The 15,848-nt window shown below is 68.5% G+C and carries 2 protein-coding genes (1 of these 2 only partly in view); both read left to right on the plus strand.

The annotated features are described in order from the left end of the window. Complete coding sequence (locus tag LZC94_10310) at positions 1-3,909, plus strand: type I polyketide synthase (protein ID WXB20373.1); 3,909 nt, start codon at positions 1-3, stop codon at positions 3,907-3,909. Further along, on the plus strand, positions 3,906-15,848 hold the 5' portion of the coding sequence (locus tag LZC94_10315) for an SDR family NAD(P)-dependent oxidoreductase (protein ID WXB17646.1). It continues 279 nt past the right edge of the window; the window shows 11,943 of its 12,222 coding nt (coding positions 1-11,943); its start codon is at positions 3,906-3,908; its stop codon lies off the right edge, out of view. Before LZC94_10310 ends, LZC94_10315 begins: the two co-directional genes overlap by 4 nt.

Below are 15,848 nucleotides of genomic sequence, written 5' to 3' on the forward strand. Positions count from 1 at the left end.
ATGGGGCGGGAGTTGTATGCGGCGTTTCCGGTGTATCGGGGGTCGTTGGATCGGATTTGTGTGTGCTTCGAAGATGCGCTGGGGGTGTCGCTGCGGGAGGTGATCTTCGAGGCGGGGAATGCGAGGCGGTTGGAGCAGACGCAGTATGCGCAGGCGGCGCTGTTTGCGGTGGAAGTGTCGTTGGTGCGGCTGCTGGAGTCGTGGGGGATACGGGCGGATGTCGTGATGGGGCACTCGGTGGGGGAGCTGGGTGCGGCGCATGTGGCGGGTGTGTTGAGCTTGGAGGATGCGTGCCGGTTGGTGGCGGCGCGGGGGCGCTTGATGCAGGGGGTGAGCGCGAAGGGAGCGATGGCGTCGCTGCAGGCGACGGAGGCGGAGGTGGAGGAGCGGCTGGGGGGCCGTGCGGGGGTGTCGATTGCGGCCGTGAATGGGCCGCGCGCGACGGTGATCTCGGGGGACGAGGCGGCCGTGCAGGAGGTGATGGCGGAATTCGAAGGAGCGGGACGCAAGGCGAAGCGGCTGGAGGTGAGCCACGCGTTTCACTCGTCGCATATGGATGAAGTTTTGGAGGCGTTTGGGCGCGAGGTGGCGAAAGTCGACTATTCACGGCCTCAGATACCGGTGATTTCCAATGTGACGGGGAAGCGCGCAAGCGACGACGAACTGCGCAGCGCGGGCTATTGGGTTCGCCATGTGCGCGAGACGGTTCGATTTGGCGAAGGGGTGCAAGCGCTGGAGGCGGAGGGGGTCACGCGTTACGTGGAGGTGGGCCCGCGGGGCGTACTTTCGGCCCTGGCGGCGGAGAACCTGACGGAGCGGGGTGCGGAGGAGAGCGTGCTCTTGGCGGCGCTTCGTGCGGACCGTTCGGAGGTGGAGACGGTGCTCGAAGTATTGTGCAATCTGCACGTCATCGGTCAATCGGTGGATTGGGGCGCCTTCTTCGAACCGCTCGGAGCGCGCCGGATGGCATTGCCGACGTATGCCTTTCAACACGAACGCTATTGGCTGGATGCGCCCAAGGCAGCTACGGGCGATATGGCCTCTGTGGGCCTCGCGGCGGCGGAGCACCCGTTCCTCGGAGCGGAAGTCGCGCTGGCGGAAGGAGACGGCCTGGTTCTCACGGGGGCATTGTCGCTGGAGAGCCAAAGTTGGCTACGAGAGCACGACGTGTTCGGCACGGTGATCTTACCGGGGACGGCATTTCTGGAGCTGGCATTTGCGGCAGGGGAGCGCGTCGGGCTGGAACGCGTGGAGGAGCTGGTCCTGGAGGCGCCGCTGGGGATACGGGAGAAGGCGCGGGTGCAGATGCAAGTGGTGATCGGGAGCCTGGAGGAGCAGGGAGGCCGCCCGCTGAGCATCTATGCGCGCGAGAGCGGAGCGGAGGGAGAGGTGGGCTGGATTCGGCACGCGAGCGGCAGACTGGGTCCGTCCGCACCGCCGGCAACGCAGGAGCAGTCAATATGGGATTACGCCGCATGGCCCCCGGCGGGAGCGAGAGCGATCCCCCTGGACGAGCTCTACGAGCGCCTGTCCAACGCAGGGTTGGTCTACGGCCCGTCCTTCCAAGGCCTGCACGCGGCATGGAAACGAGGCGAAGACCTCTTCGTCGAGGTGCAGCTACCGGAGCGGATGGCGGAAGAAGCGGGGCAGTACCACCTGCACCCCGCGCTCCTGGACAGCGTACTGCACGCACTCGCGCTGAACATCGAAGAACCCCGTGACAACGACGGCCGGAGTCAGGGCGCGCCCGGCAAGGGCGTCGTCGACGCTTGGGAGCCCGCGCTACCATTCTCGTGGACGGGCGCCACCTTGCCGCTCGCGAGCAGCTCCCGCCTGCGGGCGCAGCTCTCACGCAAACCGGACGGCGGCATCGCCATGACCCTGGGAGACGCCTCGGGCCGGCGGGTCGCGCAGGTGCAAACGCTGCTCACCCGCCCCGTTTCGCGCGACCGTTGGCTGCTCCCTTCTTCTGCTTCTTCTTCTTCCCAAGAATCGATGTACGTCGTGAATTGGATTCCATGCCGGCCATCCGACATTGGATCACCCACCCGGACGCACGCACAACACTGGGCCCTTTTGGGGGACGACGATGGCCCTTGGACCGAGGCGCTCGAGGCCACGGTTGGACGGCTGGATCGATATCCCGATTTGGCATCGCTCTGCGCAGCCCTCGCAGACGGCGCAACAATGCCCGAGCGGGTGGTTTGCCCGTGGATGGCTTCCGCGACCTCGAACACGGATCCGTTGCCCATGATCCACGACACGGCACGCCGTGCGCTCTCGTTTCTCCAAGCGTGGATCGCCGAGGAGCCGCTCGCGAATACCCACCTCGTGCTCCTAACCCATCGGGCGATGGCCTCGGGCTCGGACGAAACCTGGGTCGACTTGCCGAACGCCCCTCTCTGGGGACTCGCCCGCTCGGTGCAGTCGGAGCACCCCGAATTGCGAATGACATTGGCCGACTTCGATGGCACGGATGCATCCATTCGCGCGTTATCGAACGCGCTCCCATTCGGCGAGCCGCAGATCGCCGCACGCTCGGGAGCCCTACACATTCCGCGGTTCGCCCGCGCCATGTCGAGGGCCAACGCCATACCGGCCCGCCTGAGTGGGACGTATTTGATAACGGGAGGCACGGGAGGGCTTGGAGGAGAGGTCGCGGAGCTCGTGGTGAAGCGGGGTGTGGGGCGAGTGATTCTGCTGTCGCGGCAAGGTGAGAGTGCGCCGGGGGCGAAGGAGCTGAAGGCGCGGTTGGAGAAGGCGGGCGCCGAGGTGCGGGTGGAAGCGTGCGACGTGGGCGAGCGAGCGCAATTGGAAGAGGTGTTGAAGGAGATCGAGGGAGAGTGGGGGCTGGATGGAGTGATCCACACGGCGGGGGTGTTGGAAGACGGGGTCGTGGAGAAGCAAACGGAGGAGAGCCTCGTGCGGGTGATGCGAGGGAAGGTGGATGGGGCGTGGCACCTTCACGAGCTGACCCGAGGAATGAGGCTGGAAGCGTTCGTGATGTTCTCGTCGGTGTCGGGGTTGGTTGGAGGAGCAGGACAAAGCAACTACGCGGCGGCGAATGCATTTTTGGATGCGCTGGCGCACCACCGAAGATCGCAGGGGTTGTCGGGGCAATCGCTGGCGTGGGGGAGGTGGACGGTGGGGAAAGGGATGGGGTCGCAGTTGAGCGAGGGCGCCGAAGAGCGGATGGAGAGGTGGGGAGTGGGAGGGCTGGGGCGAGAGGAAGGATTGGAGCTGTTCGAAGAGGCGCTCGGGCGAGAGGAGGCGCTGTTGGTGCCCGCGAAGCTGCAGGTCAGGGAGGTGAGGAGGCGGGCGAAGGAGGGGGAACGAATCGAGCCGCTGCTGCGTGGGTTGATGCCGGAGTGGCGCGAGAGAGGAGAAGGGGAGGGATTTGCGGAGCGGGTGAGGGGGATGGGGGAAGAGGAGCGGGGAAAGTACGTGATGGAGGTGGTGCGCGAAGAGGTGGGTCGCGTGCTGGGTCGGGTGAGCGGAGGAATCGAGGAGACGAGGCCGCTGCAAGAGCTTGGTCTGGATTCGTTGATGGCGGTGGAGTTGCGCAATCGGCTGGGGGCGGTGACGGGGAGGCGCTTGCCGGCGACCTTGCTGTTCGACCATCCGACGCCGCGGGCGCTCGCCCAGCGGGTGCTCACCGAAATCGCGCCCCCCGAGGCGGCGCCCATCGCGCCCGTGCTCACGGACATCGACAAGCTCGAAGGCTCTCTCGCCAGGATGGATTCGGATGAGCGCACGCGTGCCATCGTCGCGGCGCGCTTGCGGCGGCTGCTATCGAAGTGGGCCCGCGTCGAAACGGCGGCGGACGGCTCGGACATCGACGGAGCGACCAACGACGAGCTCTTTCGGCTTCTCGACCAAGAGCTCGATGCGATGGAGGCGAGCCGATGAGCGCCGGCGCGACCATGAACGAGCAAGAGCGACTTCGCGACTACCTCGCACGAGCAACTTCGGCTCTGCGCGACACCCGGAAACGGCTGCAAGAGCTCGAAGAAAAAGAGCGCGAGCCCATCGCCATCGTCTCGATGAGTTGCCGCTATCCGGGCGGTGTTCGCACGCCCGAAGATTTATGGCAGCTCCTGATGGCCGAGCGTGACGCGATATCGACATTCCCGGAGAATCGCGATTGGGACATCGATGGAGTTTACGACGTCAATCCCGATGCAGAGGGCAAGAGCTACACGCGCCAAGGCGGCTTTCTCCACGATGCCGCGGAGTTCGATCCCGCATTCTTCGGGATTAGCCCACGCGAAGCCTTGGCCATCGATCCGCAACAGCGGCTGCTCCTCGAGACGTCCTGGGAGGCGTTCGAGCGCGCCGGTCTCGATCCGGTCCGGCTCCAAGGCAGCCCCACCGGCGTCTTCGTCGGGGTCATGTACAACGACTACGCCGCGCGCCTGTCCCCCGCGCCCGAGGGCTTCGAAGGGCACGTCGGCACGGGCAGCGCGGGCAGCATTGCATCCGGGCGTATTGCCTACACCTTAGGCCTCGAAGGTCCCGCGGTGACGATCGACACGGCGTGCAGCTCGTCGTTGGTGGCGATTCACCTGGCGTGCCGGGCGTTGCGACGAGGGGAGTGCACCTTCGCGCTCGCGGGCGGGGTCACGGTGATGGCGACGCCCAGCGCATTCATCGCATTCAGCCGCCAGCGCGGCCTCTCCCCCGATGGGCGATGCCGTGCATTCTCGGAAGACGCCAATGGCGCGGGGTGGAGCGAGGGCGTGGGGATGCTGGTGCTGGAGCGGTTGTCGGAGGCGAAGCGCCTTGGGCATCCGGTGCTGGCGGTGATCCGTGGGAGCGCAGTGAACCAAGACGGGCGAAGTCAGGGCCTGACGGCGCCCAATGGTCCATCGCAGCAGCGTGTGATTGTGAAGGCTCTCGAAGATGCGGGGTTGGGCGCCGAGGACGTGGAGGTCGTGGAGGGTCACGGGACGGGGACGCCGTTGGGGGATCCAATCGAGGCGCAAGCGCTGTTGGCGACATATGGGCAGGGGCGAAAAGCGGAGGAGGCGCTGTGGCTTGGGAGCATCAAGTCGAATCTTGGCCATACGCAGGCGGCGGCGGGGGTTGCTGGGGTGATGAAGATGGTGCTGTCGATGCAGCACGGGAAGCTGCCGAAGACGTTGCACGCGGAGCGGGCGTCGACGCACGTGGATTGGTCGAGCGGTGCGGTGCGGTTGTTGACGGAGGCGCAGGAGTGGAAGGCGCAACCCGATAAGCCACGGCGCGCGGGGGTATCGTCGTTTGGAATCAGCGGAACGAATGCGCACGTTCTCATCGAAGAAGCCCCGGCGAAGGAGGCGGTAGCCGCCGCAGAATCCACGGCGCCGGAGTGCATACCGTTTCTGTTGTCGGGAAAGAGCGAAGGCGCGCTGCGGGAGCAGGCGGAGCGGCTGCGGGCGTATTTGCAGGAGGATAAAACGATATCGTTGTTGGATATCGGGTATTCGCTGGTAACGACCCGCGCGCAATTCGGCCACCGCGCGGTGGTGTTTGCGCGGGATCGAGAGCAGGCGATCGCCGCGCTGGGTCAAATCGCACGCGGAGAGCCAAGCGCGGACGCGGTGCAGGGCGAGGCGAAGGTTTCGGGGAAGGTGGCGTTCATCTACCCGGGGCAAGGGTCGCAGTGGCAAGCGATGGGCAAGGCGCTGTGGGAAGGGTCGGAGGTGTTTCGCACGGCGATGCAAGCGTGTGAGCGGGCGCTGTCGCCGCACGTGGACTGGTCGCTGCGTGCAGTGGTGTGTGGGGAGCCGGGTGCGTCCGAGACCGAGGCCGCGTCCGCGTCCGAGACCGAGGCCGCGTCCGAGACCGCGTCTGCGTCCGCGGCGATGCTGGAGCGCGTGGAGGTTGTGCAGCCCGCGCTGTGGGCGATGCATGTGTCGCTGACGGCACTATGGCGGTGGCTGGGTGTGGAGGCGCAGGCGGTGGTGGGTCACAGCCAGGGGGAGCTTGCGGCGGCGAGCGTCTCGGGTGCGCTGAGCCTGGAGGAAGCGGCGAAGGTGGTGGCGATTCGAAGCCGTTGGGTGGGACAGCTGTCGAAGCAGGGTGCGATGGCGGCGGTGGAGTTGGGGGTGGAGGAGCTGGAACGCAGGCTGGGTCGCCACGGAGAACGACTGAGCATCGCAGCGGAGAACAGCTTGCGCACGAGCGTGGTGAGCGGGGAGCCGGAGGTGGTGGAGCAGCTGTTGGAGGAGCTGAACGCAGCGGGTCGCTACGGCAAACGGATCCGGGTGGACTACGCCTCGCACAGTGCGCAAGTGGAGGCGCTGCGCGAGCCGCTGCAGAGGGAGCTGGGGAACCTAGCCCGGTCGGCGAAGCCAAGCATCGCGATGAAGTCGACGGTGACGTGCCGCCCAATCGAAGAAGGGGAGCTCGACGGAGGGTACTGGTACGCCAACCTACGGGAGCGGGTCCGGTATCGCGAGGTGATGGAGCAACTCGGTGGGGAGGGATACGGGTGGCTGATCGAGGTGAGCGCGCACCCTGTGCTGATGCAAGCGACGCAGGAAACGGCCGAACGCTGGTCGCACAGTGCAGCGACCACCGGAACGCTAAGAAAAGAGCACGGAGGAGTGGAGACGCTGATGCGCGCAGCCTCGGAGCTGTGGACGCAAGGCCTGGGGGTGGCATGGGAAAAGCTACTGAACGGAGGACGCCGCGTGGCGCTGCCGACGTACGCCTTCCAACGCGAACGCTATTGGCTGGAGGCAAGCGCGAGAAAGTCGACGGACGTGCGTGCGGCGGGAATGGATGGAACGGAGCACCCGCTGCTGGGCGCGGGGGTGTCGCTGGCGAACAGCGCAGGGTACCTGTACACGGGGCGTCTGACATTGCAGAAGCAGCGCTGGCTATCGGAGCACACGGTGTTCGAGCGGGTGCTGCTGCCTGGCGCGGCATACCTGGAGCTCGCCTGGGTAGCGGCGCAGCAGGTGGGTCTCACGAGGGTGGAGGAGCTGACATTGCAAGCGCCGATGGAGCTTCCGGCGAAGGGGAGCGTGCAATGGCAGGTGACGGTAGGAGGAGCGGATAAAGAGGGAAGGCGCCCGTGGTCGCTGCACGCGCGAAACGAAGGGCGCCCGGGAGAGGCGGGAGAGGAACGAGGCGACGAAGTCTGGACCCAACACGCGAGCGGCATGCTGGGCCACGCGGAAACGCGCGCCGCATGGGATATGGCAGAATGGCCGCCCGCCGGGGCCACGGAGCTGAGCGTGGAAGGGCTGTACGAGCGATTGGCGGAGGCCGGACTCGGTTACGGCGCCTCGTTCCGCAATGTGCGGGCAGCGTGGAGACGAGGGTACGAGACCTTCGCGGAGGTGGAGCTCGGCGCGGATCTCGACCCGCGCCATTTCGCACTTCACCCGGCTCTCCTCGATGCTGCGCTCCACCCCCTCGCCCTCGACCCCGGCGAAGCGGTGGCGACCGCCCTCCCCTTTGCATGGTCCGGCGCACGTCTGTACGCGACCGGAGCATCGACCTTGCGCGTCTGTCTCTCACGCCATCCGGCCGACGATTCCCTCTCGCTCGCCCTCGCCGACGGGGCAGGCATGCCGGTGGCCCGCATCGATGCGCTGCGCCTGCGCCCGGCCTCCCCGCAACGACTGCAGGATATGTTGCAGAATACACGCTCCGCGCATCGTCAACCCCTGTACCGCGTCGACTGGGTGCCCCTGCACGGCGCCGCGGTTGCGATCGCCGGGGAGCATTGGGCGCACATTGGTGCATCCGACGCGATGCGCGGGGCCCTGCAGCGCGCGGGAATACGGCTCGACGGCTACCGCGATCTCGCCGCGCTGCGCTCCGCCTTGGACGAAGGACGCCCCGCACCCGCCGTGGTGTTGCTCGTGCGCTCCCCGGCCCCGACGCCGTTTGCGGAACACACCGACCTCGCACCCGCCGTTCACCAGGCGACGCATGGCCTGCTCGATCACGTGCAACGCTGGCTCGCGGACCCGCGCTTGGCTGCGAGCCGCTTGGTCGTCCTCACCCAGCACGCCGTGGCGGCAGGCGAAGACGAAGGCGTCGCGCACATCGAAGATTCCGCCCTCTGGGGGCTCCTTCGCACCGCACAATCCGAGCACCCGGATGCGCAATGGGTGCTCGGCGACCACGACGCCACCGAGGTCTCGCTCCGCGCGCTGCCCGCGGCCATCGCGTCCCGTGAGCCGCAGTTCGCGCTTCGGGGTGGGGCGGTGCGGGTGCCGCGTCTCGGGCGAGCCCGGGCGCGTGCATCGTTGGACATCCCCGCATCGTCCTCGACCTGGCACCTTCACACCCCTGCCAAGGGCACGTTCGAGTCGCTCGAATTCGTGGATACCCCCGACCTCGCGGCGCCGCTGGCCGAGGGGCAGGTGCGGATCGCGGTTCGGGCCGCGGGCCTCAACTTTCGCGATGTGCTCGACGCGCTCGGCATGCTCCCGCGCGACGTCGGCCCCCTCGGAGGTGAAGGCGCCGGGGTGATCGTCGAGACGGGCCCCGGTGTGCGCGAGCTCGCCCCGGGCGATCGCGTGATGGGCATGTTCGCGAGGGCGTTCGGTCCGCTGGCCGTGGCCGACCAACGCATGATCACGCGCATGCCCGCCGCGTGGTCGTTCGCGCAGGCCGCGAGCGTTCCCATCGTATTTCTCACCGCGTATTACGGCTTGGTCGATCTCGCCGATTTGAAGGCGGGCGAGCGCTTGCTCGTGCATGCGGGCGCGGGCGGCGTGGGCATGGCCGCCATTCAGCTCGCGCGCCATCTCGGCGCCGACGTCTTCACCACCGCCAGCCCGGCCAAGTGGGACACCTTGCGCGCCCTCGGGTTCGACGATGCGCACCTCGCCACCTCGCGCTCCAGCGACTTCGAGGCGGACGTTCTGCGGTCCACGGGCGGCCTCGGCGTCGACGTCGTTCTGAACTCACTCGCGCACGAGCTCGTCGATGCCTCTCTGCGCCTGCTTCCCCGCGGGGGACGCTTCATCGAGATGGGCAAGATCGACATTCGCGATGCCGGCGCCATCGCATCGCATCACGCGGGGGTCGTCTACCGCGCCTTCGATCTGCTCGACGCCGGCCCCGATCGCATCGGCGAGATGTTGGCCGCCTTGATGTCGCTGTTCGAACGCGGGGTCCTCCAGCCTTTGCCCGTGGCCGCCTGGGATCTCCGGCGCGCCCCCGAAGCGTTCCGGTTCCTCGCACAAGCGCATCACATTGGCAAAATCGTCCTCACGCCGCCGCGCCCCCTGGACGCAGCCGGGACGGTGCTCATCACCGGCGGCACCGGCACACTCGGTGCGCGGCTCGCGCGCCACCTCGTCGAGTCCCACGGGGTGCGCCATCTTCTTCTCGTGTCGCGCCGGGGAGCTGCCGCGCCGGGGGCGGAGGCGCTCCAGCGCGAATTGGAGTCGGCCGGCGCCCGGGTCACATTGGCCGCGTGCGATGTCCGGCATCGGGCTTCGCTCGAACAGGTCCTCGGGGCGATTCCGCGCGAACATCCCTTGACGGCCGTCGTCCATGCGGCGGGCATCCTCGACGATGGGGTGCTCTCCGCGCTCACGCCGGAGCGGGTGAGCCAGGTGCTGCAGGCCAAGGTGGATGCCGCATGGAACCTTCACCTGCTCACCCGAGAGCGCGACCTATCCGCGTTCGTGCTCTTCTCTTCGCTCGCCGGCACCTTGGGCACCCCGGGCCAGGGTCACTACGCCGCCGCCAACGCCTTTCTCGATGCGCTCGCACACCACCGCCGCGCTCGAGGTCTGCCCGCGCTCTCGCTGGCGTGGGGCTTTTGGACCGAACGAAGCGGGATGACCGCCCACCTCGCCGAATCGGATGTCGCGCGCATGACGCGCCTCGGATTCGATGGCCTCGCGTCCTCCGACGCCTTGGAGCTCCTCGACCTCGCGCTCCGGCGTCCGGAGCCTTTCCTGGTCCCTGCGGCCATCGACGCGAGGGCGCTGCAACGGCGCGCGGCGGAGGGCGATGCGCTCCCCGCGGTTCTGCGCGATCTCGTTGGCGCGCCGGCATGGCGCACGGTCGCCGCGGAGGCTCCGGAGCGCTCCGCGTTCGAACGGCGGCTGCGCGCGCTCTCGGCGGCCGAGCGGCAGCGCGCGATCGTGGAGATGGTCCACGCCGAGGTGGCGAAGTGCCTGGGCTACACGGCGGGCGCCATCGATCCCGAGCGCCCGCTCCGAGAGCTCGGCCTCGATTCGTTGATGGCCGTGGAGCTGCGCAATCGCCTTCGTGCGCTGACGGGACTGCGTCTTCCGGCCACCTTGCTCTTCGACTATCCAACCGCCTCGGCGCTGGTGGCCCGCCTGCGCGAAGAGCTCCTCGGCGCGGCCTCGTCCGAGCCTCGACCGCCGGCCCGGATGCTGCCGCGCCAACCCGAGGGCACCGGCGAGGAGCCGGTGGCGATCGTGGCGATGAGCTGCCGATTCCCCGGGGGCGTGCGGGATCCCGAGCACCTTTGGACGATGCTGACCCACGGCGCCGACGCGATTTCCGCCTTCCCCGCCGGCCGATGCGATCCCAAAGGCCTCGACGGGGACAGCGAGGAGCGCGAGACCGTCCATGGCGGCTTTCTCGTGGACGCCGATCGCTTCGACGCCACCTTCTTCGGCCTGAGCCCGCGTGAGGCGACGGTCATGGATCCGCAACACCGGCTGCTCCTCGAGACCGGCTGGGAGGCCCTCGAGCGCGCGGGCGTCGACCCCACGGCGCTCGCCGGGAGCCGCGCGGGTGTCTTCGTGGGAATTTGCAGCACGGACTATCAGCGGCTCACGCAAGCGTCCGAGGCACCCAAGGGCGGCCACGACGAGCTCTATACGTTCCTCGGCAGCTCCGCGAGCTTGGCCTCCGGACGCATCGCGTACGCGCTGGGGCTCCAGGGGCCCGCGCTGACGATCGACACGGCGTGCAGCTCGTCGCTGGTGGCGATCCACCTCGCTTGCCAAGCGTTGAAAAAGGGCGAGTGCTCGCTGGCGTTGGCCGGAGGCGCAACTGTGTTTGCGACACCCGAGCCGCTGGTGAGTTTGAGCCATCTCGAGATGCTGAGCTCCCCCGACGGGCGATGCCGCGCGTTCTCGGAAGACGCCAATGGCGCGGGGTGGAGTGAGGGCGTGGGGATGCTGGTGCTGGAGCGCTTGTCGGAGGCGAAGCGCCTCGGGCACCCGGTGCTGGCGGTGATCCGTGGGAGCGCGGTGAACCAAGACGGACGAAGTCAGGGCCTGACGGCGCCGAACGGTCCTTCGCAGCAGCGTGTGATCGTGCAGGCGCTGGACGATGCGGGGTTGGGCGCCGGGGATGTGGAGGTGGTGGAAGGTCACGGGACGGGGACGACGTTGGGGGATCCGATCGAGGCGCAGGCGCTGTTGGCGACGTACGGGCAGGGTCGAAGAGCGGAGGAGCCGCTGTGGCTTGGGAGCATCAAGTCGAATCTTGGTCATACGCAGGCGGCGGCGGGGGTCGCGGGTGTGATGAAGATGGTGCTGTCGATGCAGCACGGGAAGCTGCCGAAGACGTTGCACGCGGAGCGGGCGTCGACGCACGTGGATTGGTCGAGCGGTGGGGTGCGGTTGTTGACGGAGGCGCGGGAGTGGAGCGCGCGGGTCGATAAGCGACGGCGCGCGGGGGTATCGTCGTTTGGAATCAGCGGGACGAATGCGCACGTGATTCTAGAGGAAGCGCCCGTGGAGGAGGCGGCGGTCGTTACGGAATCCACGGTGGTGTCGGAGAGCGTGCCGCTGGTGTTGTCGGGGAAGACTGAAGAAGCGCTGCGGGAGCAGGCGGAGCGGCTGCGGGCGTATTTGCAGGAGGATAAAACGATATCGTTGTTGGATATCGGGTATTCGCTGGTGACGACCCGCGCGCAATTCGGCCACCGCGCGGTGGTGTTTGCGCGGGACCGAGAGCAGGCGGTCGCCGCGCTGGAGCAAATCGCGCGCGGGGAGCCAAGCGCGGACGCGGTGCAGGGCGAGGCGAAGGTTTCGGGGAAGGTGGCGTTCATCTACCCGGGGCAAGGGTCGCAGTGGCAAGCGATGGGCAAGGCGCTGTGGGAAGGGTCGGAGGTGTTTCGCACGGCGATGCAAGCGTGTGAGCGGGCGCTGTCGCCGCACGTGGACTGGTCGCTGCGTGCAGTGGTGTGTGGGGAGCCGGGTGCGTCCGAGACCGCGTTCGAGACCGAGACCGCGTTCGAGACCGAGGCCGCGTCCGAGACCGAGGCCGCGTCCGCGTTCGCGTCCGAGACCGAGGCCGCGTTCGCGTCCGAGACCGAGGCCGCGTCCGAGACCGCGTTCGAGACCGAGGCCGCGTCCGCGTCCGAGACCGAGGCCGCGCTCGAGACCGAGGCCGCGTCCGCGGCGATGCTGGAGCGCGTGGAGGTTGTGCAGCCCGCGCTGTGGGCGATGCATGTGTCGCTGACGGCACTATGGCGGTGGCTGGGGGTGGAGGCGCAGGCGGTGGTGGGTCACAGCCAGGGGGAACTTGCAGCGGCGAGCGTCTCGGGTGCGCTGAGCCTGGAGGAAGCGGCGAAGGTGGTGGCGATTCGAAGCCGTTGGGTGGGACAGCTGTCGAAGCAGGGTGCGATGGCGGCGGTGGAGCTGGGGGTGGAGGAGTTGGAACGAAGACTCGGTCGCCACGGGGAAAAGTTGAGCATTGCAGCGGAGAACAGCTTGCGCACGAGCGTGGTGAGCGGGGAGCCGGAGGCGGTGGAGCAGCTGTTGGGAGAGTTGAACGCAGCGGGTCGCTACGGCAAACGGATCCGGGTGGACTACGCCTCGCACAGTGCGCAAGTGGAGGCGCTGCGCGAGCCGCTGCAGAGGGAGCTGGGGGATTTGCGCGGGTCGGCGAAGCCAAGCATCGCGATGAAGTCGACGGTGACGTGCCGTGCGATCGAAGAAGGGGAGCTGGACGGAGGGTACTGGTACGCCAACCTTCGAGAGCGGGTCCGGTATCGGGAGGTGATGGAGCAACTCGGTGGGGAGGGATACGGGTGGCTGATCGAGGTGAGCGCGCACCCCGTGCTGATGCAAGCGACGCAGGAGACGGCGGAAGGCTGGTCGCACAGTGCCGCGACCACCGGAACGCTGAGAAAAGAACACGGAGGAGTGGAGACGCTGATGCGCGCAGCCTCGGAGCTGTGGACGCAAGGCCTGGCGGTGGCATGGGAAAAGCTACTAAACGGAGGACGCCGCGTGGCGCTGCCGACGTACGCCTTCCAACGCGAACGCTATTGGCTGGAGGCAAGCGCGAGAAAATCGACAGACGTGCGTGCGGCGGGAATGGATGGAACGGAGCACCCGCTGCTGGGCGCGGGGGTGTCGCTGGCGAACAGCGCAGGGTACCTGTACACGGGACGTCTGACATTGCAGAAGCAGCGCTGGCTATCGGAGCACACGGTGTTCGAGCGGGTGCTGCTGCCGGGTGCGGCATACCTGGAGCTCGCATGGGTAGCGGCGCAGCAGGTGGGTCTCACGACGGTGGAGGAGCTGACATTGCAAGCGCCGATGGAGCTTCCGGCGAAGGGGAGCGTGCAATGGCAGGTGACGGTAGGAGGAGCGGACAAAGAGGGAAGGCGCTCGTGGTCGCTGCACGCGCGAAACGAAGGGCGCCCGGGAGAGGCGGGAGAGGTGCGAGAGGCGGGAGAGGAACGAGGCGACGAAGTCTGGACCCAACACGCGAGCGGCGTGCTGGGCCACGCGGAAACGCGCGCCGCATGGGACATGGCGGAATGGCCGCCCGCCGGGGCCACGGAGCTGAGCGTGGAAGTGCTGTACGAGCGATTGGCGGAGGCCGGACTCGGCTACGGCGCCTCGTTCCGCAATGTGCGGGCAGCGTGGAGACGGGGTCACGAGACCTTCGCGGAGGTGGAGCTCGGCGCGGATCTCGACCCGCGCCATTTCGCACTTCACCCGGCTCTCCTCGACGCCGCGCTCCACCTCCTTGCGTTCGATGACGCGTCCCCCGCCGACGGCCCCTCGCTCTTGTTCGCCTGGGGAGGCGCCCGCCTTCATCGCCCGGGGGCCACCAAGCTGCGCGTGCGCATCGCGCGTCCGCCGGGCGGCGTGCCCTCGCTCGCCCTCGCGGACGCGGCGGGCGAGCCGGTCGCCACCATCGACGCGCTCCGCACGCGCCCCGTGTCGCCCGAACAGTTGCAATATGCACGCACCGCCCGCCGCGACTCGTTTTATCGGATCGAATGGGTACCGCCCGCCCCTACGGCTCCCGCGCCCCCCGGGCAACACTGGGCGGTGATTGGAGCGTCCGAAGCGCTGCTCACGGCGCTGGCGCGCTCCGGGGTCCGACTGGAGCCCTACCGCGATCTCGCGGCCCTTCGAAACGCACTCGACGAAGGCAAACCTCTGCCCCACGCCGTGCTGCTCGCATCGGCGCCGGCAGCACCGGCGGCGACGGCCGACGGAGTGCATCGGCGGCCGTCACCGACCACGGCCGACCGAGCCCGTGCCGTTCACGACGCAACGCGATCGGCCCTCACCCACCTGCAAACGTGGCTGCGCGATGGCCGGTTCGGCACGAGCCCGATGCTCGTGCTCACGCAAGGCGCGATCGCCGCGCGCGACGGTGAAGACGTACCGGGCCTCGAGAGCGCCGCGCTTTGGGGCCTGGTGCGCGCCGTTCAGTCCGAGCACCCCGACGGCGCCGTGATCCTCGCAGACCACGATGGACGCGAAGCCTCGCTCGCCGCGCTGCCGCACGCGCTCGGCGCGCGCGAACCGCAGCTTGCCCTCCGTGAAGGTACGCTGCTCGTCCCTCGATTCTCCAAGGTGCCAGCTTCCCACGCAGAAGCTCGCCCGTGGGATCCGGAGGGGACGGTGCTCGTCACGGGTGGCACCGGACCTCTGGGCGCCCGGCTCGCGCGGCACCTCGTGGCCGAAGGGGGCGTGCGGCACCTTCTGTTGGTTTCACGCCGGGGCCCGGCCGCGCCGGGCGCGGACCAACTCGAAAAGGACCTCCTCGCGGCGGGCGCGTCGTCCGCGACCTTGGCCGCGTGCGACGCCGCCGATCGCGGTGCGCTCGCGGCGCTGCTCGGCGCGATCCCCGAGCATCGACCCTTGAGGGGCGTCGTGCACACCGCCGCGGTGCTCGACGACGGCCTCTTTCTCGACCTTTCGCCGGAGCAGCTCGAGCGCGTCCTGCGGCCCAAGGTGGACGCTGCGCTGCACCTGCACGAGCTCACGAAGGACTTGCCCCTGACCGCCTTCGTCGCGTTCTCGTCGCTCTCGGGGCTCCTCGGCGGCGCGGGCGTGAGCAACTACGCGGCCGCCAACGCCTTCCTCGACGCGCTGGCGGCCCACCGCCGCGCGCAGGGGCTTCATGCCGTTTCGCTCGCGTGGGGCACGTGGACCGAGGTGGGCATGTTCACGCGGCTCTCGGCCGCCGATCGCGCGCGCTCCCGGCGCGCCGGATTGTTGGCGCGGTCTCCGGAGGACAACCTCGCCCTCTTCGACGGAGCGCTCGCGCGCACCGAAGCGCTGCTCGTCCCGGCGCGCTTCGATCTGGCGGCGGTGGCGGCCCAGTCCCATCGATCGCCTCTCTTCAATGGCCTCGTCCGCGCGCGCTCGGGACCTCCCGATGCCCACGGGCGCGAGCAGCGGCGGGCCGCCTATGCCGGCGCCGACGGCGAGCACCGGCTGGTGGAGCTGGTGCGCACCGAAGCGGCGGCCGTGCTCGGGCTGCCGAGCACCCAGGGCGTCAAACCGAACCGCCCCATTCGCGAGCTCGGACTGGACTCGGTCATGGCCGTCGAGCTGCGAAATCGCTTGGGCGCCGCGACCCATCTGCGCCTCCCCGCGACCTTGCTCTTCGATCACCCCACGCCGAGGGCCCTCGCGCGGCAC

This window comes from Sorangiineae bacterium MSr11954 (assembly GCA_037157815.1).
Taxonomy (GTDB): Bacteria; Myxococcota_A; Polyangia; order Polyangiales; family Polyangiaceae; genus Pendulispora; species Pendulispora albinea.

What these genes read in the sequence shown, in the direction of transcription:
- LZC94_10310 (WXB20373.1), top strand. Translation starts at nt 1, where the DNA reads ATGGGGCGGGAGTTGTATGCGGCGTTTCCGGTGTATCGGGGGTCGTTG.